This is a genomic window from Agrobacterium vitis (assembly GCF_013337045.2).
GTDB classification, from domain to species: Bacteria; Pseudomonadota; Alphaproteobacteria; order Rhizobiales; family Rhizobiaceae; genus Allorhizobium; species Allorhizobium vitis_B.
This window is the reverse complement of sequence record NZ_CP118259.1, coordinates 3655618-3677656: the sequence shown is the minus strand read 5'-3', so window position 1 is coordinate 3677656 and position 22039 is coordinate 3655618. Positions and strand designations below refer to the sequence as shown.

At 55.8% G+C, this 22039-nt stretch carries 23 protein-coding genes and 2 tRNA genes; 8 read left to right on the top strand and 17 right to left on the bottom strand.

Annotated features, from left to right (window positions below):
- Positions 1-9 precede the first annotated feature (9 nt).
- Positions 10-990 carry a type II secretion system F family protein gene (locus G6L01_RS17305; RefSeq protein ID WP_012654660.1) on the top strand — a complete coding sequence of 327 codons (981 nt, stop codon included), beginning with the start codon at positions 10-12 and terminating at the stop codon, positions 988-990.
- Between the two features lie 266 nt (positions 991-1256).
- Positions 1257-1634, top strand: coding sequence for a hypothetical protein (locus G6L01_RS17300; protein ID WP_139190156.1), 378 nt, complete (start codon positions 1257-1259; stop codon positions 1632-1634).
- 94 nt (positions 1635-1728) lie between these two features.
- On the opposite strand, the gene G6L01_RS17295 is transcribed toward G6L01_RS17300, so the two are convergent.
- A tRNA-Leu gene (locus G6L01_RS17295) sits at positions 1729-1815 on the bottom strand.
- A 392-nt stretch (positions 1816-2207) separates the two neighbouring features.
- Between G6L01_RS17295 and G6L01_RS17290 the strand changes: the two genes are divergently transcribed.
- Positions 2208-2585 (top strand): BA14K family protein, encoded by a 378-nt coding sequence (locus G6L01_RS17290; RefSeq protein WP_070163982.1) that lies wholly within the window; start codon positions 2208-2210, stop codon positions 2583-2585.
- 249 nt (positions 2586-2834) lie between these two features.
- Here the strand turns inward: G6L01_RS17290 and pheT are convergent, their stop codons facing one another.
- From pheT to infC, 12 genes are all read right to left on the bottom strand, one after another.
- Entirely contained in the window at positions 2835-5273 is a 2439-nt protein-coding gene (gene pheT, locus G6L01_RS17285; protein ID WP_070163983.1) for a phenylalanine--tRNA ligase subunit beta, read from the bottom strand.
- Positions 5274-5288: 15 nt separating this feature from the next.
- Positions 5289-5723, bottom strand: a complete 435-nt coding sequence (locus G6L01_RS17280; RefSeq protein WP_070163984.1) for a hypothetical protein — start codon at positions 5721-5723, stop codon at positions 5289-5291.
- Positions 5720-6082 (bottom strand): BrnA antitoxin family protein, encoded by a 363-nt coding sequence (locus G6L01_RS17275; RefSeq protein WP_081343978.1) that lies wholly within the window; start codon positions 6080-6082, stop codon positions 5720-5722. The genes G6L01_RS17280 and G6L01_RS17275 overlap by 4 nt, the downstream gene beginning before the upstream one ends.
- Positions 6018-6314 carry a BrnT family toxin gene (locus G6L01_RS28125; protein ID WP_081343979.1) on the bottom strand — a complete coding sequence of 99 codons (297 nt, stop codon included), beginning with the start codon at positions 6312-6314 and terminating at the stop codon, positions 6018-6020. Before G6L01_RS28125 ends, G6L01_RS17275 begins: the two co-directional genes overlap by 65 nt.
- A gap of 74 nt (positions 6315-6388) precedes the next feature.
- Complete coding sequence (locus G6L01_RS17270) at positions 6389-6808, bottom strand: ASCH domain-containing protein (RefSeq protein WP_070163985.1); 420 nt, start codon at positions 6806-6808, stop codon at positions 6389-6391.
- A complete protein-coding gene (pheS, locus tag G6L01_RS17265; RefSeq protein ID WP_070163986.1) occupies positions 6805-7890 on the bottom strand; it encodes a phenylalanine--tRNA ligase subunit alpha in 1086 nt (361 codons plus the stop codon). Before pheS ends, G6L01_RS17270 begins: the two co-directional genes overlap by 4 nt.
- A gap of 126 nt (positions 7891-8016) precedes the next feature.
- Positions 8017-8421, bottom strand: coding sequence for a 50S ribosomal protein L20 (gene rplT / locus G6L01_RS17260; protein WP_012654655.1), 405 nt, complete (start codon positions 8419-8421; stop codon positions 8017-8019).
- Between the two features lie 39 nt (positions 8422-8460).
- Positions 8461-8664, bottom strand: coding sequence for a 50S ribosomal protein L35 (gene rpmI, locus G6L01_RS17255; RefSeq protein WP_012654654.1), 204 nt, complete (start codon positions 8662-8664; stop codon positions 8461-8463).
- A 227-nt stretch (positions 8665-8891) separates the two neighbouring features.
- The gene (locus G6L01_RS17250) at positions 8892-10247 is read right to left on the bottom strand and encodes a sensor histidine kinase (RefSeq protein ID WP_070163987.1); all 1356 of its coding nucleotides are present in this window, start codon (positions 10245-10247) and stop codon (positions 8892-8894) included.
- Positions 10241-10909 carry a response regulator transcription factor gene (locus tag G6L01_RS17245; protein ID WP_070163988.1) on the bottom strand — a complete coding sequence of 223 codons (669 nt, stop codon included), beginning with the start codon at positions 10907-10909 and terminating at the stop codon, positions 10241-10243. The genes G6L01_RS17250 and G6L01_RS17245 overlap by 7 nt, the downstream gene beginning before the upstream one ends.
- Positions 10910-11063: 154 nt before the next feature.
- On the bottom strand, positions 11064-11267 hold the full coding sequence (locus G6L01_RS17240) for a PepSY domain-containing protein (RefSeq protein ID WP_139190157.1): 204 nt from the start codon (positions 11265-11267) through the stop codon (positions 11064-11066).
- Between the two features lie 1081 nt (positions 11268-12348).
- Entirely contained in the window at positions 12349-12885 is a 537-nt protein-coding gene (infC, locus tag G6L01_RS17235) for a translation initiation factor IF-3 (RefSeq protein ID WP_041696081.1), read from the bottom strand.
- A gap of 321 nt (positions 12886-13206) precedes the next feature.
- On the opposite strand from infC, the gene G6L01_RS17230 reads away from it, so the two are divergent.
- Both G6L01_RS17230 and G6L01_RS17225 read left to right on the top strand, forming a co-directional pair.
- On the top strand, positions 13207-14016 hold the full coding sequence (locus G6L01_RS17230; RefSeq protein WP_070163990.1) for an alpha/beta hydrolase: 810 nt from the start codon (positions 13207-13209) through the stop codon (positions 14014-14016).
- Positions 14017-14196: 180 nt separating this feature from the next.
- Positions 14197-14811, top strand: coding sequence for a transglutaminase-like cysteine peptidase (locus G6L01_RS17225; protein WP_070163991.1), 615 nt, complete (start codon positions 14197-14199; stop codon positions 14809-14811).
- A 64-nt stretch (positions 14812-14875) separates the two neighbouring features.
- Here the strand turns inward: G6L01_RS17225 and mbfA are convergent, their stop codons facing one another.
- The 3 genes from mbfA to cmk all read right to left on the bottom strand — a co-directional run bounded on the left by mbfA (position 14876) and on the right by cmk (position 18536).
- Positions 14876-15859: an iron exporter MbfA gene (mbfA, locus tag G6L01_RS17220; protein ID WP_070163992.1), complete on the bottom strand. Its 984-nt coding sequence runs from the start codon at positions 15857-15859 to the stop codon at positions 14876-14878.
- A gap of 160 nt (positions 15860-16019) precedes the next feature.
- Positions 16020-17723, bottom strand: coding sequence for a 30S ribosomal protein S1 (rpsA, locus tag G6L01_RS17215; protein WP_060719485.1), 1704 nt, complete (start codon positions 17721-17723; stop codon positions 16020-16022).
- A gap of 168 nt (positions 17724-17891) precedes the next feature.
- On the bottom strand, positions 17892-18536 hold the full coding sequence (gene cmk / locus G6L01_RS17210; protein WP_070164060.1) for a (d)CMP kinase: 645 nt from the start codon (positions 18534-18536) through the stop codon (positions 17892-17894).
- A gap of 269 nt (positions 18537-18805) precedes the next feature.
- Here cmk and G6L01_RS17205 point away from each other — a divergent pair, with 269 nt between their 5' ends.
- From G6L01_RS17205 to G6L01_RS17195, 3 genes are all read left to right on the top strand, one after another.
- Positions 18806-19192 carry a TIGR02300 family protein gene (locus tag G6L01_RS17205; RefSeq protein ID WP_060719389.1) on the top strand — a complete coding sequence of 129 codons (387 nt, stop codon included), beginning with the start codon at positions 18806-18808 and terminating at the stop codon, positions 19190-19192.
- Positions 19193-19343: 151 nt separating this feature from the next.
- Positions 19344-19419: transfer RNA gene (locus tag G6L01_RS17200), tRNA-Ala, on the top strand.
- A gap of 442 nt (positions 19420-19861) precedes the next feature.
- Complete coding sequence (locus G6L01_RS17195) at positions 19862-21241, top strand: MFS transporter (RefSeq protein ID WP_070163994.1); 1380 nt, start codon at positions 19862-19864, stop codon at positions 21239-21241.
- An 81-nt stretch (positions 21242-21322) separates the two neighbouring features.
- On the opposite strand, the gene G6L01_RS17190 is transcribed toward G6L01_RS17195, so the two are convergent.
- Entirely contained in the window at positions 21323-21859 is a 537-nt protein-coding gene (locus G6L01_RS17190) for a hypothetical protein (RefSeq protein WP_070163995.1), read from the bottom strand.
- Positions 21860-22039: the final 180 nt, after the last annotated feature.

Sequence of the window (22039 nt, the reverse complement as noted above, 5' to 3'; positions counted from 1 at the left end):
GGACATGCGATGTCTGCCGATCTTGCCGCCACACTCACCAACCCGACCCTGTTGATCGCCGTATTGGTGGCCATTGCGGTTTTTGCGACCCTTTACACCCTGATTTCACCGCTGCTGGAGCGGAGCGACCTCAACAAGCGGATGAAGGCGGTGTCCTCCGAGCGCGAACTGATCCGCGCCCGTGAGCGGGCCAGGATGAACAGCGAGGGCGGGCGCGGCAGCCTGCGCAATACCGACAACAGTTCGGCGCGCAAGATCGTCGAGCGTTTCAACCTGCGCAAGGCGCTGGTGGACGACAAGACCATGGACCGGCTGAAAACCGCTGGCTTGCGCTCCCAAAATGCCCTGAACATGTTTCTGACAGCCCGTTTCCTGCTGCCCTTCCTGTTTCTGGCGCTGGCAACCACCTGGATTTTCGCCTTGCACAACATGCAGTCCAGGCCGTTTGCCGTGCGTTTCCTGGCGGCGGTTGTGGCGGGTTATGTCGGCTTTTACCTGCCCAATATCTATATTTCCAACCGTATTACCAAACGGCAGCATTCGATTCGACGCGCTTGGCCCGATGCGCTGGATCTGATGCTGATCTGCGTCGAATCCGGCATGTCGATGGAAGCAGCGATGCGGCGCGTCGCCGATGAAATGGCGTCTCAATCTCCGGCGCTGGCCGAGGAAATGGTGCTGACCACAGCGGAACTGTCCTTCCTTCAGGACCGCCGCACGGCCTATGAAAACCTTGGAAACCGCACCCAGTTGGAAATCGTCAAATCCGTCTGCCAGGCACTGATCCAGGCGGAACGCTATGGAACGCCGATCGGCCAGGCCCTGCGCGTTCTGGCGCAGGAGGGCCGCGACGAGCGGATGAATGCGGCGGAAAAGAAAGCCGCCGCCCTGCCCCCAAAGCTGACCGTGCCGATGATCCTGTTTTTCCTGCCGGTGCTGGTCGCAGTTATTCTTGGCCCAGCCGGTATTCGCGTCTCGGACCGGTTCTAGGTATTTTGGTATAGCTAAGCGTTTGATGGATTTCACGATCCGATGCCAGTTGGCGAAACCGTGATCAGCTAGGCCTGCCTCATGCCCTTTTGCCCATGCTTCGGCCTTCCTATATAAGAGAAGACAGGCCCAGCTTTGGGCAGGCACGAAACGGGCCATCGATTGTTTGTCAGGAACACCGCTCACCGATTTTCCTGATCCGACAAGCTTGAAAAGGGGACTGGATATCCGCTCCTTCGGCACGGTGTCAGCAAATGGAGATCGACATGCAGAACCGAGCAGCAAGATGGACAGCAGCGCTGGTGGCAGCAGGCTTGACCATGGCGGGACCGGTCATGGCGGACCAGAATAAGAAGCCCGCCCTGGATAACTGGTCGCAACCCTTGAAAGGTTACAAGGATCTGCCCGGCGTGAAGACGCAGGCCGAAATCGACCGGCAGAACCTCCAGCCAAGTTACCGCTGCGAGACAGAGACCGTGCTGATGCAAGGGCGCGGCACCCGCGATTTTCATTTTCTCGGCTCCGGCATGCCGCGAACCGTCTATCGCTGCACCACGGATGAAGGCATTACCTACACAGGCAGCGAGCAACCGCGCACCGGCGCCTGGCTGCCGGGGATCAATCCGAGAGATGTCGGGGAATAAAACCTCAAACAGAAAAACAGCATAAAAACAAAAAAGCCCGGCGAACCGGGCTTTTTTGTATTCATAAACCAAATCAAAGATTTGGCTTGGGAATTGGTGCCCAGAAGAGGACTCGAACCTCCACACCCTTTCGAGTACCAGCACCTGAAGCTGGCGCGTCTACCAATTCCGCCATCTGGGCGACGAGGAGGGATTTAGTAGGCCAGCCCGCGCCTGTCAACACGGTTTTTGAAGTTTTCATGTCAGGACCGATTTTTTTCCGAGTGCCTCTATCCCGTTCATTTTGCAGCATCATTCAACATTCGCCCAAGCACCTGAATCTAGTGGTTTTAATAGAGACAATCCGCGCAACAGAAAAGACTGTCGCCAATAAGCGATTTATCTAATATACAAAGCGATCTCGCCCGAAAGCCTGAGTTTTGGCAGATGCAAGCGCAAGACAGATGGAATCATGTCGCCAGAAAAATTGCCTTGCCTTGAAATTGTCCCCACCCTCGAAGCTTGGGCCTTGAAGCTTGGACGACGAGATTTATGTAATTCGGCATGTCCGATTTTAGTGTGAGGAGGCGTAGAATGCCAGTGTTCCGCAATGCCTTGGCTGGGGTTGCGTTCGTCCTTGTCGGCAGCCTGCCTGCTGTCGCATCGGCGACCATGCCATTTACCGTGGACCCGCCGAACGGCGGCTCATCCCAAGCCATCGATATCCGCTATGTCTGCGACGTCTATGGTTGCTATGACCGGCCAGATTACGGCAGGCCGCCGCCACCACCGCCAGGTTATTACCGGCCAGTACCGCCGCCACCAGGTTACTACCGTCCAGCGCCACCGCCGCGGGTATCGAACCGCCATATCCGCTGGTGCATGGATCGCTATCGGTCCTATGATCCACAAACCAACCGCTACATCGCCGGGGATGGCCGCATGCGGGTCTGCCGCTCACCATTCCGATGATTTATACGAAGGTTCATTGAAAATGACTCTTCGTATTCCATTTGAAAATATCTCAAGCCTCTGGCGCATTTGAGATATTTTCAATTTTTCAAGTTGAGGATGCGTGAGCATCTTCGAGACTTGGTATTAAGCGTCTGACTGTGTTGAAAACCTGAGAAACGCAAAACCCCTCGAAATATTCGAGGGGTTTTTACAATCACGATAAAAACAGCGGGACAAAGTTCTGCCACCTGGCCCTGAAGACAGGTGTCAGGCGCGTAATGCACCGCCTGTGGTCTTCTCCACATTGCCGACGATCTTCTTGGTCAGCGCGTCAAAATCCTCATCGGTCAGGGTCTTGTCCGATGGTTGAATCAGCACTTCGATGGCAACGGACTTCTTGCCTTCGCCAACGCTTGCCCCTTCAAACACGTCAAACACGTTGACGCCCGTGATCAGCTTGCGGTCGGCGCTGGTGGCGGCCTTGATGATCGCGCCCGCTTCCACCTGTTTTTCAACCACAAAGGCGAAATCGCGCTTCACCATCTGCAAGGGTGAGAGGTCCAGCGCTGGCTTGGTGCGGGTGGCCTTCTTCTTCGGCTCCTGCATGGCATCGAGATAAATCTCAAAACCGCAGAGCACACCGGAGACATCCAATGCTGCCAGCGTTTTGGGGTGGAACTCGCCAAAGTAGCCGAGAACTACCTTTGGCCCCATCTTGATGGTGCCGGAGCGGCCCGGATGATACCATTCCGGCCCACCCTGCTCGATCTGTACATTGCCCATCGGCAGGCCGCAGGCTTCCAGCACGGCCAGCGCATCGGCCTTGGCGTCATAGACATCCACTGGCTTGCCGCCGCCCTTGGTGGCGTTGGACCACATGCGACCCGCACCGGAAAGCGACGCAGTGCCACGGCGCACGCCGCCAGCCACGCGGCGCTGACCTTCAGGCGTATCGCCTTCATAGGTGCCGGAGACTTCGAAAATCGCTACATCGCCAAAGCCACGGTCGGCATTGCGCTGGGCAGCGGTGAGCAGGCCCGGCAGCAGCGATGGGCGCATGTCCGACATATCAGCCGCAATCGGGTTGACCAGCTTCAGCGCCGCGCTACCGCCGCCAAACAGGGCGGCCTGTTCTGCTGAGATGAAAGACCACGTCACCGCTTCCATCATGCCACGGCTGGCCAGCGCCCGTCGTGCTGTGCGGGTGCGGATCTGCAAGGTGGTGAGGATCTTGCTGTTGACCGCGCCCATGGATGGCAGCGGCTCTGGCGTGATCTTATCCACGCCATGCATGCGCATGACCTCTTCCACCAGATCGGCCTTGCCGTCCACATCCGGTCGCCACGATGGCACAGCCACCTTGACGGTTTCGCCCTCGCCCGACACTTCAAAGCCAAGGCCGGTGAGGATGGTTCGGGATTCATCGGTGGAGACATTCAGGCCGGTGAGGCGCTTGACTTCTGAGAATGGGAAATCAACCACCTTTTTGGTGTGGCCCTGATAGCCAACCACCTTGGAGCTTGCTGCCACGCCACCGCACATCTCCAGCACCAGTTCAGTGGTGCGCTCAAGGCCGGGTACCATATAGTCCGGGTCAATGCCGCGCTCAAACCGATAGCGAGCATCGGTGATGATGCCGAGCGAGCGGCCCGATTTGGCAATGTTGATCGGGTCCCACAGGGCCGATTCAATCAGCACATTGGTTGTGTTTTCATCGCAGCCGGAATGCTCGCCGCCCATGATGCCGCCCATGGATTCAACGCCCCCGGACTCTAAGCCATTGTCATCGGCAATCACCACGGTGTTGGGTGTCAGCTTATAGGTGCGCGTGTCGAGAGCGAGAATTTCCTCGCCATCCTTGGCACGGCGCACGGTCAGCACACCCTTGACCTTATCGGCATCAAACACATGCATGGGCCGACCTTGATCAAAGGTCATGTAATTGGTCACATCCACCAGCGCCGAAATCGGGCGAAGGCCAATGGCAATCAGCCGCTTTTGCATCCACACCGGGCTTGGGCCATTTTTCACGCCGCGCACGAGGCGATAGGCAAAGCCGGGGCAAAGCTTGGCATCATCCACCTCCAGCTTGACCTCAACCGAGGTCTCGCCTTCCACGGCAAAGCTTGGAGCCTTCGGCTGCTTCAACGTGCCAAGGCCGGAGGCGGCCAAATCACGGGCAATGCCGAAAATGCTGGTGCAATCGGGCCGATTGGGCGTCAGATTGATCTCAATGACCGGATCATCAATGCCTGCATAGGCTGCGAAAGACGTGCCAATCGGCGCATCTTCGGGCAAATCGATAATGCCATCGTGATTGTCAGACATGTTGAGTTCTTTTTCAGAACACATCATGCCGTGGCTTTCCACGCCTCGAATATTGCCAACAGCCAGCGTCACATCCAGCCCCGGCACATACATGCCCGGACGGCCAAACGCGCCGATCAGGCCCGCCCGCGCATTCGGCGCGCCGCATACGACCTGAACCGGCTTGCCATCACCAGCATCGACCGACAAAACTTTCAGACGATCGGCAGACGGATGCTTTTCCGCAGCGAGAATCTTGGCAATCACAAACGGCTTATACGCCGCCTTGTCATCAACATCCTCAACTTCAAGGCCAATGGCGGTAAGGCGCTCGCAGACCTGATCCAGCGTGGCATCGGTGTCCAGATGGTCTTTCAACCAGGAGAGTGTGAATTTCATGGTGCTATTCTCATACTACGCTATCGGCACAAGAGCCTGGATTTCATCGGTCGACAAACGGGATGCTTCAAAACAGTCCGCACGCATGGCTTTACAAATCTCTGCCACAAGCCGCCTAACCTCGGAAGCATCGCGGTTCCAGCGATCTGAATTGGTTGCAGCATAAAAGCTGGAAAGCTTTCCTACCTTCTTTATTACGGCATCCGATCCAACGACAAGGAGTTCAACTTCACTTTGATAGAAACTACGCCGAATCTCTTCCACCCTTTCAGGGCTGTCAGACATCGCCATAAAGGCACTAAGGTAATTTCGATATGCAGTTCGTCGCGCTTCGATCAAAGCATGTTTTCGGTCAATTTTCTTGTTCCATGCATAGCCTGCAAAAGCGGCGAGCGCAGTCAGGCATGCTACAATCAAAGGCATCCATGGGATCAATTCGGCGACAGTCACTTCCCATCCGCCTTCACATAGCCCGCAAGCACGTCATTGATCCTGCTTTGCCAACCCGGCCCCATCTTGCGAAAGTGCTCGACAACATTGTGATCCAGCCGAAGCCCGATACGTTCCTTAACCGGGGCTTTCTGTTGGCCCCGCTGCCCGCGGGCGCGTTCAAACATTGCCTTCAATTCGGGTACGTCAGATACAGATAGCGCGTTCATCGCACCGGCTTCGGTCAATTCGGGAACATCCTCGCCATGGGCAATTTCGTAATCGTCCAACGAGATCAATCCCTTATCCACGTCCTCAAGCGTCGGAAGATGACTCCGTTGCTTTTCTGCGTTCTTCGTAGATTTTTCTTTCGCGGTCATTGATTTTCCTCAGCGAAATAATCCGAATACGTCCGTTTCTTGGCGTCCAGCAAAAGCAGCATGGAATACCGTGCAGAGAGCCATAGGAGTTGAAACGCGGTTCACCGTAATCCGCTCTCTCATCACGAAGCGTCATCACGCTTTCCGGCTCAAACCACTTGACGTCAGCGAAATCCAGTCCTCGCTGTTTCAGATTCCGCTGACGCTTTTCCTCGTCCCATTCAAGTTCCATGTTTACCACGTATATTTATTTGTGGCCACAAATAAATTAAACCACTCAAGCCACCAAACGATCTCGACATATCGTCACACCGTTCCCCCCTCGAAAACCTCGACGAGGCGAAATCGCTCGCAAACCAATTCCATATCCGGGGTAAACCCACCATTACGCGCAAAATAGGCTTCGTGACCGACTCGCCAGCTCTCTAACGACTGATCGTCTTCGCCTTCGTCATGGGCAAATTCCGCATCGACTGCATCGAACCGCCGAATTGTGACTTCAACGGTCTCAATCACTGCCGCAGGCCGCCCCACACCATCCAAAACGACGTCGCGACGCCCAACAACAGGAAGCGGCTCGCCTTTCGGGCCAAAGTCCCGCAACGCTCCGCATGTTGCCGTTTTCTTGCCCGCAAGCACCAGCGCCAAAAGCTGATCCGCCAGTTCAGGCGTATCACCAAATGCGAAGGTCACAGCATTACGGTATGCGCCGGGCAGATCGGTCATGCACTCAAGCCACCAAACAATGTCGGCACATCCAATGGACGAAAACCGTAGTGGCTCATCCAGCGAACGTCGGCATTGAAGAAGTCGCGCAGATCAGGCATGCCGTATTTCAGCATAGCGATGCGGTCGAGGCCCATCCCCCAGGCAAAGCCCTGGTATTCGTCCGGGTCGAGACCGCCGGCGCGCAGCACGTTGGGGTGGACCATGCCGCAGCCGAGGATTTCCATCCAGTCCTTGCCTTCGCCGAATTTGACAATCGGGCCGCTGGAGCGGTCGCACTGGATGTCCACCTCGAACGATGGTTCCGTGAACGGGAAGAACGATGGGCGAAAGCGCATGGTGACGCTATCGACTTCAAAGAAGGTCTTGCAGAACTCTTCCAAAACCCAGCGCAGATGGCCAACATTGGCGGTTTTGTCGATCACCAGACCTTCGACCTGATGGAACATCGGCGAATGGGTGGCGTCGGAATCCTGCCGATAGGTCTTGCCCGGAATAACGATGCGGATCGGTGGCTTTTGCGCTTCCATGGTGCGCACTTGCACCGGCGATGTATGGGTGCGCAGCACCTTGCGCTCGCCATTGGCGTCGGGTTGCAGGAAGAACGTGTCGTGCATTTCGCGGGCCGGGTGGCCTTCAGGGAAGTTCAGCGCCGTGAAATTGTAATAGTCGGTTTCGATATCCGGGCCTTCGGCAATGGAAAAGCCCATATCGGCAAAGATCGCGGTGATTTCATCAACGATCTGGCTGATCGGATGAATACGCCCACGCTCAGCCGGAGAGGAGCGCACGGGCAGCGACACATCCAGCGTTTCAGCCTTCAGGCGCGCATTGATGGCGGCGTCCTTCAGCTCGGCCTTCTTGGTATTGAGCTGTTCGGTAATCTCGTTTTTCAACGCATTGATGGCGGCGCCACGGGTCTGGCGCTCTTCCGGGGTCATCGAGCCCAGCGTTTTCAAAAGCTCTGAAACCGAGCCTTTCTTGCCCATGGCGGCAAGACGCACGGCTTCAATGCCCGCCTCGTCGCTGGCAGCGGCGATATCGGCCAGAAGGGATGTTTTCAAACTTTCGAGATCGGACATTGTCGTCTTTCCTGCCCATGTTCGGCCAGCGGATGTGTCGCCAGTATCAAATAAAAAAGAAAAAACCCGCGCCAGTTCTCCCAGCGCGGGTTTCCCAATACCAAATTTCAGTTTGGGACGCGCTGGTTACTTAACCGCGGTCTCAAACTCGTTCTTCGTGCCAGTGTCCTTGAGGTAGGACAGAGCCTTCTTGGAGGCTTCAACCAGCGCGCCGAAAGCTGCCGGTTCATGGATGGCCATGTCGGACAGAACCTTACGGTCAACTTCAATGCCAGCCTTGTTCAGGCCGTCGATGAAGCGGCCATAGGTCAGGCCGGATTCGCGGACAGCTGCGTTGATACGCTGAATCCAAAGGGCGCGGAAATTGCGCTTGTTGACCTTACGGTCGCGGTAGGCGAACTGCTTGGAACGATCCACCGCAGCCTTGGCAGCGCGGATGGTGTTCTTACGGCGGCCGTAAAAGCCCTTGGCGGCCTTCAGAACCTTTTTGTGCTTGGCATGAGCGGCAACGCCGCGTTTTACGCGTGACATGTCATGATCTCCTTAAATGATCCAAAAAGCGAAAGGGTCTCAGAGACCGTTAGGCAGGTAGTTCTTGATGACCTTCTTGCCGTCTGCTTCGGCAAGTACCATCGTTCCGCGTGCATTGCGGATGAACTTGTTGGACCGCTTGATCATGCCGTGACGCTTGCCAGCGGCAGCAGCCAGGACCTTGCCGGAGGCAGTGATCTTGAACCGCTTCTTGGCGGAGGACTTCGTCTTCATCTTGGGCATTTTGCTACTCCATTGTTCTTGTATCGAAACAGGCAGACGAGGCCTGTTTTCAAGCATAAAGAACGGCCACGGCATGCCCTGCCGGACCGTTCGGACGGGCGCTTATAACCGCAGGCCCGGTAAAGTGCAACGGGATTCAAGTGCGCGAGGCAAAAATCGCTTTTGCGGCCTGCCAACACTGAAAAATTGACGGCTTAAGCGCGTTATCCAGGCCAAGTGACCTGCCGTCAGATCGGGTGAGCCGGAATCTGGCGGCCGCCGTTGCGGGGAAATTGCAGCGTGACAAGCAAGCCGCCAATATCGGCCTGATCCAGGCTGAGATTGCCGCCGTAAGCGGTCATGATATCGGCGCAGATTGCGAGGCCAAGACCGGAACCGCCTTGGTCTGCGTCCAGAAATTCGCCCCGACGAAGCACCTGCTGGCGATCTTGCGGGCGCACACCCGGCCCGTCATCACCAATGACGATCATCGCCATGTCCCGATCAGCAAAAGCGCGGACGTGAATGACCGAGGAGGCCCATTTCGTTGCATTGTCGAGAATGTTGCCGATTGCTTCGGCAAGATCGGCAGCGTCGGCCTCAATCGCCAAGCCTGGCTCCACATCGACATCCCAGGCAAGGTCCCGCGCCCGGGCAATCGGGTCAAGAACCTTGACCAGTTTGCCTATCAGACCTTCCATATCGGTTACCTGCATCTGCTCAACGCCAAGGCGAGCGGCCTGCAATTGCCGGTCCGCCCGCTGGCGTACCAGGTTGATTTGCTCAAAAGCCGCTTCACGCTCGGCGGAAGGCAAATGCTGCACCATTTGCGCCAGCACCGTCAGCGGTGTTTTCAACCCATGCGCCAAATCGCTAGCTCTGCTGCGCGCCTTCTCGATCGCGTGTTGCCGCTCGGTGAGCAAAAGGTTGATTTCCTCGACAAGCGGCATCACTTCAATCGGCACGCCGTCATCCATGACCCGCAACTGGCCGGCCCGGACCATCGACACCTGATATCGCACGCGCGTCAGCGGCTGCAAAACGACCCGAGCCTGGAGCAGCGCCGCGCCCAACAGAACCAGGGCAGTGATCAGCATGACAGAACGCGAGCGCTCCCGATGCTGATCGAGCGGCTCCATCAGATTGGCCACAGGAAAACCAGCATAGATGATAACCGGATAGTCTATGCCCTCATCCGAGATTTTTATTTCGCTGCGGAGCAGTAAAATATCCTCTCCGTCAGGCCCCTGCGCGCGACTGAAATCGAATGGACCTTCCTCATGCAATCCAGTTCTGGGCAGTTCCACATCCCAGAGCGACCGCGACCGCAAGCTGCGGCCATCAGGCGTCCATACCTGCCAGTAACGCCCACCGCTGATGGTGGAAAAGCGCGGATCTGCGGGCGGCGAGACGATATCAATCTTACCATTTTCCACCTTGAGGCGTGAGGCAATGGTATTGATAGTGACATTCATCTCGGTTTTGAATTGCTGACCGACATAGTTGATGAACAAATAACCGACAGAGAACCAAAGGACCATCAGCGCCAGCCCGATTGCCAGAAAGGAGCCGACCGCGATCCTGAGGCGTAGCGATCTCAGCATGAATTTTCGTCCGGCACCACGTAGCCAAAGCCGCGCCGTGTTTCGATAGCACTGGCATCCGTTTTCTTGCGGATCCGCGCCACCATGGCTTCGACTGCATTTTTCGAAGCATCATCATCGCGGCCTTGGATCTGAGTGGCGATCTCATAGGCTGAAAAGACCCGGCCCTTGTTTTGGACGAGAATCTGGATCAAACGAAACTCCAGCGGGCTGACATCCAGCATGGCACCATTGAAGGTGACGGTCCGACCGGACTCATCCACCTGAAAACGTCCGGCTGAAAAAAGGGTATGACTGGTTTTTCCTGCGCGCCGCAGCAATGCGCGAAGCCGGGCCAGTAACTCCTCTGTTCTGAACGGTTTCGGAAGATAGTCATCCGCCCCGGCATCGAAACCATCGACCCTTTCCATCCACGACCCTCGCGCCGTCAGGACCAGAACGGGTGTCTGGATCCTATCTTTGCGCCACCGTCTTAAAATCGAAAGACCATCCAGCCCAGGCAGACCGAGATCGAGAATGATGGCGCCGAGGCCGGTATCCTCTCCTGCCTCCCAGACATCCGGCCCCTTGCTGACCAAGGTTACCTCGTAGCCCTCGCCTCTCAACGTTTCCGCCACATGGCGCCCGATATTAGCATCGTCTTCAGCCAGTAAAATACGCAAGATTCAATGCTCTCCAAAAGACCGCCGTGAAAGAAGTTACAATCCGCGCAAGATTATATCATGCATGGCGCTATAGGATTTTGTTTGTATCGTATTATCCAAAAACCGGTTTCCATTTTTCGGTACGATGCAATGTAGGCTGTCGCTACCAGCTTTATCGTGCCAGCTTTCCGGTTCGCGCATCCACTTTCAAGGTGCGAAACCGCCCGGACATGTCCTTTATGGTCAGCAAGTAAAAATCACCGTTGGAGAGATAGCGCAAATCCACGTCGATCAACCGCGAACCTTCAGGCAGTTTGAGATTGCCAAGCACCTCTCGTAACGAACGATAGCGGCCACTTTTGACGCCTTCCAGCACCTGTGGCCGGACAATGCTCGGATCGTCATCTGTAAACGAGCCGTTCGGAGTTCCGCCTGGACCTCCCCCGCCGGGCCTGCTTCCAAAAGGCCCAGGAGAGCCTGAAAAACTAGGAGGGCCACCACTCGGCGGATCGCCGCCTCGCCATCCACCTGGAGGACCGCCTGGAGGCCCACCGCTTGGAGGCCCACTGCGATTGTCAGAGGCCATGACGAGACTGGTAAAGAACAGGGATACAAGAAACAGAATTGCCGCCACACCTCGACCATAGACGCGGCGACCCTCTGGCCCTTCTTTCGCAAAACATCTCAGACATAAAAGTTGGCGCCGGATTGCTCTGGCGACCTCCTTTTTTCCATCTTCCGTTGAGCTGCTTCTCATGTCCATTCCGGTATAGGCAGAGGGCGACACTGGCTGACAAACTTTAATCGGCGCTCGATTGCCTGTATTCAGTCATAAAATCCCATTGGACCTCAGATAAATTATCCAGTCAACGCGACGTGTGATGCGCAAGGCGATCCGACGGCATTCTCTAGGTTGATTCGTATAGTGCCATTTGAATATAGAGGCCGCAAACAACTGTAAAGCTAAATTACAATTTATAAAAAGATTCCCCAGTATTTTTTGAGTCTTTCGAAATTTTCATGACGAAAAATTCAAAAAAATTTAATTACAAATATATTTACCTTCAAATGGACCTTCACCGCGAAGTATAATTACATAATTTATCTGAAAACCCCAAAAAAATCAGGAATCTATACATTCCCAAATAAGGAACTCCGCCGTTCCATTTAGAGACGGCGGAGTTTCCAATAGGCTTATAGCCTTGTCGTCACCCAGGGGCATAGGATGACATAACAGACCGGGAACGTTGTGGGGACGTGGGGTAAATCCCGTCTGTTGAAAATAACAATGCCAAAACACCGCTGACATCGCGCTGACGCCGTTGTCAGGATTTTGTCAGGTTTCATTTTCGAAGCGAAACAAGGGCTTTATTATAAAAAAAGCGACCTGCGCTCGATAAAACGCATGTCGCTTCAAACTTGCATATGCTCTCGGGTCCGACTGAAAGGTCGCTGGCTTATTTAGGTGCCAGCACCATCATCATCTGACGACCTTCGAGCTTTGGCTCAGCCTCAACCTTGGCAACTTCGACTGTGTCTTCCTTCACCTGCATGAGCAATTTCATGCCCAGTTCCTGGTGGGCCATTTCGCGGCCGCGGAACTTCAAGGTGACCTTGACCTTGTCGCCATCTTCAAAGAACCGCGACATCGACTTCATCTTCACCTCATAGTCATGGGTGTCGATGTTCGGGCGCATCTTGATTTCTTTGACTTCAACGATTTTCTGTTTTTTGCGCGCTTCTGCCGCCTTCTTCTGGTTGGCGTATTTCAGCTTGCCAAGGTCCAGGATCTTGCAAACGGGCGGCTCAGCATTCGGCGAAATTTCGACCAGATCGAGACCGGCTTCTTCCGCCATGCGGAGCGCCTGGTCCGTCGGCACGGCGCCGAGATTCTGGCCTTCTGCGTCAATCAACTGGACCTTTGGAACCCGGATCTCCCGGTTGGAGCGCGGCCCGTCCTTAACGGGGGCATCGGCTTTGAACGGTCTGCGAATGGTCGTATTCTCCTCAATAATTTCGGATCGTCATATCGGTGATTTCGGAACGTCAGATAGGCCCGATTGTCCCGCCTTGCAAGGCTGGGCACTCTCTCGGACCACTGTTCAGAGGGTGATAGCATAGTTTTTTAAAAAAATCACCTGCTGTCGTGAAGAGAAGAATCTGTTTTATACCAAATACGAAGGCCGGAAGATGCTCATGCGTCCCCGCTTTCAAGCGATTTCGAATATCTCGAAGACATCAAAGGATTGAAATATTCGAAACCGGACTACGAACTGCTCTCTTCAAGGGCAATTTGACCACACCTGGAGACAATGATGACCCATGTCGAACCAACAATCGAAACCCACACAATCACCGTGGGACAGGGAAGCGATGCGCGCAGCATAGCCGCGCTGATCCGGGCACCGACGGGAGAGGACCGTGCCACCTGCATCTGGCTTGGCGGCTACCGGTCCGACATGACAGGCACCAAGGCACTGGAAATGGACGATCTGGCCGCATCTCTTGGGGTTGGAGCGATCCGATTCGATTATTCCGGGCATGGCACCTCTGGCGGAGCCTTTCGCGACGGCACCATTTCCCGCTGGCTGGAAGAGGCTCTTGCCGTTGTCGATCACTTCAAACCGGAAAAACTCGTTCTGGTCGGCTCCTCCATGGGCGGCTGGATTGCATTGCGACTGATTCAAGAACTGAAAGCCCGCCCCGACAATCCGTCCCAGCTGTCTGGAATCGTGTTGATCGCACCGGCTCCCGACTTTACTTCGGACTTGATCGAGCCACTGCTTGGCGACCGGGAGCGGGCAGAGCTGGCCGAGAAAGGCTATTTCGAGGAGGTCTCGGAGTATAGCCCGGAACCGAATATCTACACGCGCGCGCTGATAGAAGACGGGCGCGCTAATCGGGTAATGACCGGCATTATCGATACCGGCTGCCCCATCCATATCCTGCAAGGCATGGCCGATCCTGATGTTCCCTACCAGCATGCGCTGAAACTGGTCGAACACCTGCCCGCCGACGATGTTGTGTTAACATTGGTGCGTGACGGCGATCATCGCCTGTCGCGTCCGCAGGACATCGACCGGATGCGCAACGCTATTTGCGCCATGATCGAACCAAAACCGTAAAGGCTAGGGGCAAGCCCAAGCCCGCCCCGGGGAGCCATTCGGCAAAAATGCGACAAAAACTTCACACTCATTAACGGATTTTAACCATATTGGCCGATTGAGCCGCCCCTCGACCTTGGAACGATTGACTCTCTGCTCTTGGTAATCTTAACTATTTGTTAAGAATTCAAGGGACGTCTCATGACCTTCAGGCTTTCAGCTCTGGCAGCTTTTCTCGCACTTCCGCTGTTTTTCGCGGGCAATGCGGCTGCGGATATGACATCGGCTGTTCCAGCCTCGATGGTTACCGGCGGCATCACCTCGCAGCCCATCGGTCATTATGAATTTTGCCTGCGCTACAAAGCCGAGTGCCAAGTGCGCAGCAAGCCTGCTCCTGCGCGCCAGGTTACGGAGCACGGTTGGGATATCGTTCACGCCGTTAACATGGATGTGAACAAATCCATCACTCCAATGACCGATATGGACGTCTATGGTCGTGAAGAATGGTGGGAATATCCCGTTGATGCTGGCGATTGCGAAGACTTTGTTCTGTTGAAGCGCAAGCGTCTGCTCCAGGCTGGCTTCTCGGAAGCGGATCTGCTGATTACTGTCGTGCGCAAAGCCGATGGCGAAGGCCACGCCGTCTTGACGCTGCGCACATCCACTGGCGACTATATTCTCGATAATCTGGTTGATGACGTTAAACTCTGGAGTGACACCTCCTATACCTATCTAAAACGGCAGGCGAGTTTCGATACCGGTCGTTGGGTCACGATTGAAAGCGGCAAGGATGTTCCAGTCGCGGCGTTGAAATAAGTCAACAGACAATCGAAAAAAGGCCTGGATGCGGAAACGCTCCAGGCCTTTTTTATGGACGGTTTCAACCACTGCCGATCAGGATACCGGCGGCCAGCACCAACGAACCGCCCAGCACCACCTGCATCGCCGCACGCCAGAACGGCGTTTCCATATATTTGTTCTGGATGAAGGCGATGGCCCATAATTCGATGAACACCACCACGCCCGCTGTCGCTGTCGCCGTCCAGAAATGCGGAATGAGATAGGGCAGTGCATGGCCCAGGCCGCCCAGCGCCGTCATGATGCCGCAGGCAAGGCCGCGCTTGATCGGTGAACCTCGGCCGGAAATCTTGCCATCGTCATGGGAGGCCTCGGTAAAGCCCATGGAAATGCCCGCCCCCACCGAGGCCGAGAGGCCGACCAGAAAGGTCTGCCAGGTATCGCCAGTGGCAAAGGCCGCCGCAAAGATCGGCGCAAGGGTCGAAACCGAACCATCCATCAATCCGGCAAGGCCCGGCTGCACATAGGTTAGAACGAACTGCCGCTTGGTGGTTTCCTGCTCCAGCTTCTGGACGTCCTCAGGTCGATGCTTTTCGCCCAGCATATGGGCCACATCCTCATGGCCCTGCTCCGCCATGGCCAGATCGCCCAGAAGCGCTCTTGTCCGGGCATCCGAGACATGTTTCTGGGCCTCGACATAAAAATTATACGCGGAGCGCTCCATGGCCTCGGCTTCTTCGCGCACCTGATCGACGGAAAGTTGGGCCTGAAGCCAATCGGGTTTTCGTGTCATGAACCCCTGAACATGCTCCCGGCGGATCAGCGGAATGTGCTCGCCAAATCGCTGGCGATGCATGTCGATCAGCATGTTGCGGTGCGTGTGCTCCACCTCAGCCATATCCTTGAAAACTTTGGCGGACTGGGGATATTGATCCTTCAACCGCTCCGCATAGGCCAGATAGATCCGCGCATCGTCTTCCTCGGAGGAAATCGCCAGCGCGAGAACCTCCTGTTCGGTGAGGCTATCCAGACGTCGCTTCGCAGGGGCGAATAAGGAGCGAAACATGATGGCAGATCTCCAATTTAGAATAGTTCTAAACTTAGAGCATTGTTCGATTTGCGGCAAGAGCCGTTTTCGGCAATCATCACGCAGCAACCATCAAGCCAAAGAAAAACCCGCCGGACATTGCTGCCCGGCGGGTTTTTAATCTTCTAAACCGCGACGATTAGTCGTTGCTGCGGTTCTTCAGGGCTGCGCCCAGGATGTCGCCGAGCGAAGCGCCGCTGTCGGACGAACCGAACTGAGCAACGGCTTCCTTCTCTTCAGCGATTTCCAGTGCCTTGATCGACAGCATGACCTTGCGATCCTTCTTGGAGAAGTTGGTGACGCGAGCGTCAAAAACCTGACCAACGGAGAAACGCTCAGGGCGCTGGTCGTCACGGTCACGAGCGAGGTCGGCGCGGCGGATGAAGGACACGATGTCTTCATGGTTGACGAGCTTGACTTCGACGCCACCGTCATTGACCGCGATCACTTCGCAGGACACGACAGCATTCTTACGCAGATCGCCGGAAGCGGCGGCATCACCGACCGAGTCCTTGCCGAGCTGCTTGATGCCGAGCGAGATACGCTCCTTTTCGACATCCACATCGAGAACAACGGCGCGAACAACGTCGCCCTTGTTGTATTCTTCGATAACCTGTTCGCCTGGACGGTTCCAGTCGAGATCCGACAGGTGAACCATGCCGTCAACGTCGCCTTCGAGGCCGATGAACAGGCCGAATTCGGTCTTGTTCTTGACTTCGCCTTCGACTTCAGCGCCAGCCGGATGGCTGTAGGCAAATGCCTGCCATGGGTTTTCGAGGGTCTGCTTCAGGCCAAGCGAGATACGACGCTTGGACGGATCAACTTCGAGAACAACCACGTCAACTTCCTGGCTGGTGGACAGGATCTTGCCGGGGTGTACGTTCTTCTTGGTCCAGGACATTTCGGAAATGTGGATCAGGCCTTCGATGCCCGGCTCCAGCTCAACGAATGCACCGTAGTCGGTGATGTTGGTGACGGTACCGGAGATCTTCTTGCCAACCGGGTACTTGGCAGCAATGCCATCCCAAGGATCAGACTCGAGCTGCTTCATGCCGAGCGAGATACGGTGGGTTTCCTGGTTGATACGGATGATCTGAACCTTGACCGACTGGCCGATGGACAGGATTTCCGAAGGATGGTTCACACGACGCCATGCCATGTCGGTGACATGCAACAGACCGTCGATGCCGCCGAGGTCAACGAACGCACCGTAATCGGTGATGTTCTTGACGACGCCTTCAACAACCTGGCCTTCTTCGAGGTTCTGAACAATTTCAGAACGCTGCTCGGCGCGGGACTCTTCGAGAACCGTACGGCGCGAAACAACGATGTTGCCGCGACGCTTGTCCATCTTGAGGATTTCGAAGGGCTGCGGGTTGTGCATCAGCGGGGTCACGTCGCGGATCGGGCGGATATCCACCTGAGAGCGCGGCAGGAAGGCAACGGCGCCGTCGAGATCGACGGTGAAGCCACCCTTGACCTGGTTGAAGATAACGCCTTCGACGCGCTCGCCAGCTTCGAACTTGGCTTCGAGCTTGATCCAGCTTTCTTCGCGACGGGCCTTTTCGCGCGACAGAACAGCTTCGCCCAGCGCGTTTTCAATGCGCTCGACATAAACTTCAACTTCGTCGCCAACTTTCAGCTGGCCGTCCTTGGCGCGAGCGCCAAATTCCTTCAGCGGAACGCGGCCTTCGACCTTGAGGCCGACGTCAACGATTGCGACGTCCTTCTCGATGGCCGTCACGATGCCCTTGGCAACATAGCCTTCGGCCAAATCGGTCTTTGCAAAGGATTCTTCCAGCAGGGCCGCGAAATCGTCCCGTGTCGGGGTAGAAACAGACATGAAATCTCCTAATCGCATCCCCTTGGGAATGCGCAGTGCGCCGGTGGGTTGGTGTTGATAACGGCCGATCCCGCGTCCGCCCTTATAACAAGGACAACCCGGCGCAAGGACGCTGGTTTCGGCTGGTCCAGACAAAACCGGTCGTCGGTCCTGTCTGCTGAATGCATGCTAATTGTTTTTCAATGCCGCATCGATCAAGGAACGCGCAGCCTGAAACGCCGCCTCTATACTCATTTCGGACGTATCTAGCAAGTGCGCGTCTTCAGCAGGTTTCAACGGACTGTCGGCGCGGCCCATGTCGCGGTCGTCGCGCCGCTTCACATCCTCAAACACCGCCGGATAATCGGCCACACCGCCATGGGCGACAATCTCGTCATAGCGGCGCCGGGCGCGCACTTGCGGAGAGGCCGTCACATAGAGCTTGACCGCCGCATCCGGGCAGACAACGGTGCCGATATCGCGCCCGTCCAGCACCGTGCCGGGGGCTTTCAGCGCGAACCGTCGCTGCGCCTCGACCAGAGCGCGGCGCACGGCTGGCATGACGGCGATCTTAGAGGCAGCCTCGCCGATATCGTGCTTGGCCAGAACCTCCCGGTCCAGACCGGCCAGATCGAGCCCCAGCGCCACCTGCTCGGCAACAGCCTCATTATCGAGCGGCAAGCCTTTTTCCAGAAGCGCCTTGGCCGTGGCGCGGTAGGTCAGGCCGGTGTCCAGATGATGAAAGCCGTAACTGTCGGCGATGCGGCGTGACAGCGTTCCCTTGCCGGCAGCCGCAGGACCATCGATGGCGATTACAAACGTGTTTCCCGTCACCTCAGTCAAACAGCCATCCTCTTCCTGTCTGCATACCTCATGTTGCACGGCCCCGTAGCACACCCGAGGTCCCAGGTCATCCCCGCTTCATCGCTGGCCATTCAGGTCTCTAGCTGGCGCGAAAGCTGCAAGCCTGCGGATCAACCAGCCAGTTTGCCTTTGACAGAAGCCAGTACAACGATTAAGGGACCGACGACAGTTGGACCGGCCTTCGGGTCCGGGTCCTTGGCGCATGCCCTCTTTTCCAACGATTTCATGAGGCTTTGACAGTGGCGAAGGCAGAACTTGGAACCAAACGCACTTGCCCCGACACCGGCAAGAAATTCTACGATCTGAACAATGATCCGGTCGTATCCCCCTATACGAAGAAATCCTGGCCACTCTCTTACTTTGAAGAGACCTCGGTAGCCGCCATCATGGAAAAGGCTGAAGAGGAAGAGGTCGCGGAAGTCGATACCGAGAACACCGATGTCGAGCTGGTTTCGCTGGAAGACGCGGACGATGCAGCCGGTGGCGACGACATTCCTGATATCGGCGATGACGATGTCGAAATCGGCGACGACGATGACGACACCTTCCTGGAAGCCGATGAAGACGACGAAGACGACGACATGTCCGGCATTATCGGCGTGACCGGCGACGACGACGAAGTCTGATTCAACAGCTCTGCGCCCCCGGATGACAAAAAAACATCCGGGGGCGCATTTTTTGGCTTGTCATGTGCAAAAGCAGCACGTATGAAGCCGCCACACCGAACGAAGCACTGCTTCACACGGTTCCCGGACCCGGCAAATGTCGGACCCTTATGGGGCTATAGCTCAGCTGGGAGAGCGCTTGCATGGCATGCAAGAGGTCAGCGGTTCGATCCCGCTTAGCTCCACCAAACCCCCTCTCTGTAAAGATTAGAGTACTCGGCGATCTGTTCCGTGAGATGCCTCTGGCGCTGAACCATAAGCGAATCGATTTTTCTGAAAATTGGCGTTTTCTCCATCAGAGCGCTTGTTAACAGTTGCCTATTCTGCCAACGGGGATGCGGCACAAGCAATAATCCGAGCGTCCCGGTCACCCACTCAAAATCAATTGCAACCAGGACCCGCGCGATTACGCATTCGGCTTGATGCTCCATCATTGGCCTGAAGGATATTGGTGCTTTTGGGTTGTACATCCGCTTTGACCTTATTATGGTCGGACCGGATTTTGGTTGTAATAAATTAATCTACTATCATTGGTGGGTAAAATTGCGTTTATTGAATTGTCACCGGAGGGCTGGCAATTTGGCTTTTTCCTCATCCCACTGATGAAATGCTTGTTGGGAGGGAACAGATATGTCCTTAGATCGTGAAAAAGCGCACAGACAATCTCGTGTCGCCACTGCCAGCGGCTGGATTGGCTCCGCGCTGGAATATTATGATTTCTTCATTTACGCCACCGCCGCAGCGCTGGTTTTTCCTCAGCTGTTTTTTCCATCCGCAGATCCGACAACCGCAATCGTCGCATCACTGACGACCTATGGCGTGGGCTATGTCAGCCGCCCAATCGGTGCCTTCGTTCTGGGTCACATGGGCGACGTTTACGGACGTAAAAAAATGATGCTGACCTGCCTGTTTCTCATGGGCTTTTCGACACTGATGGTCGGCCTGTTGCCCACTTACGCGCAAATCGGCATCTGGGCTCCGATTTTTCTGGTCGTGCTTCGCCTGATCCAGGGCTTTGCTGTCGCCGGTGAAATTTCGGGTGCATCGTCAATGATTCTGGAACATGCACCAACCGGCCGACGGGGCTTTTTCGCATCCTTCGCACTTCAGGGCGTCCAGGCGGGACAGATTCTGGCTGCCGCCGTGTTTCTGCCGCTCGCCCACTATATGGAACCCGCAGCGTTCAACAGCTGGGGCTGGCGTATTCCCTTCCTCCTGTCGATCTTCGTGGTAATCGTCGGCTTTGTAATCCGCCGTCTGGTTGAGGAGACACCGACCTTCATCAACGCCAGCGAAAGTGGTTCGGTCCCGAAAGCGCCCATTGTCGAGGCTTTCCGCCATGGCTGGGCCGATATCATCCGCGTCATGTGCATGTCGCTTATGAACGTCATTCCAACGGTGACAACAGTGTTCGGCGCGGCCTATGCCGTGCAGCCAGCTTACGGTGTCGGCTTCAGCAAGGACGTCTACCTGTGGATTCCGGTTCTCGGCAATATTGTTGCCGTTCTGGTCATTCCCTTTATCGGCGGCCTTTCCGACCGTATTGGCCGCAGGCCACCGATCATCATCGGCGCATTGCTGTCTGGCGCTTTGTCGTTTGGCTATCTCTATGCGATCAGCATTCACAATGTCCCGATGGCCATCGTCATGTCGCTGTTGATGTGGGGTGTGATCTATCAGGGATATAACGCCGTTTTCCCGTCATTCTATCCGGAATTGTTTCAGAGCCGCATCCGCGTCTCTTCAATGGCTATCGCGCAGAATGTCGGGACCGCGATCACGGCGCTGTTCCCGGCCCTGTTCACCGCCGTTGCACCGCCCGGATCGCTGAATATCCCTGTTGTCATCGGCTGCTGGACGCTCGCCGTTACCGTGATTTCAGCACTGGCCGCACTCTCTGCCCGGGAAACCTATCGAATCAGTATCGATGAGCTGGGCAACAAGACGGCAAAGCCGATCAGCAAGGACGAGTATAATCGTATGCGTGCGCATTCCATGGCAAAGGCGTAGCCCAAACGCAATCGCGTTCAAACAAACGTTGCGACAGCATGATGCACCCTTCTGAATGCACCATGCTGTCGCCGTCTCAGACTATTTCTTGACGATCGTCACGAACATCACGCCGCGCACCCGCACTGTCATTTCACATTGCGGACCATCGGTGCGGTCGCAGAAATGCGGCGGCATTTTCAGCACGAAAACCTTGTTGCCGTAACGCTGGATGAAGTCATAGCCAAAGATCTTGGCGCTGGCGATCATCAGATAGCCGCCTTCCTTGACCTGGACATAGAAATTATAGGGGCAGCCTTCGGAATCGCAGTCGGGACCGCGCTTGCCATCGCAGGTCAGCGCGCCTTCGTTGACGACCGCATCGACAATGCCATCATTGTTGATATCCAACCGGGTGACGTAGTTGTCATCGAACTCAGCTGTCTTGCAGACCTTACGGAAATGATCCTTCTCGTAGATTTCCGGGTCACTGACCAATTGCTGTTGCGCCAGGGCAACCGAGGCAGACAGGGGCAACAACAGGCACAGGAGCAGGCGAAAAAGCAATTTCACGGCATGAACCTTCGATAGGATTGCAGCCCTATGGCGAGAACGAAAATCTAGCGCATTGCGGACCATCCGCACTGCCAAAGATCCCGATAGCGCAATCAGCTTGTGCCGCCCTTGCCATCTATCCGGTTTGCGACGGCCCGACTGGCAGCGTTTGGTTGGCAAAGGCAAGAGCGCGCGCTTATTGAAACCGGGAATCCTTATGCCTTGGGTAAGGCGTGATAGTGTAAAACAGTGCGAATCCACCCC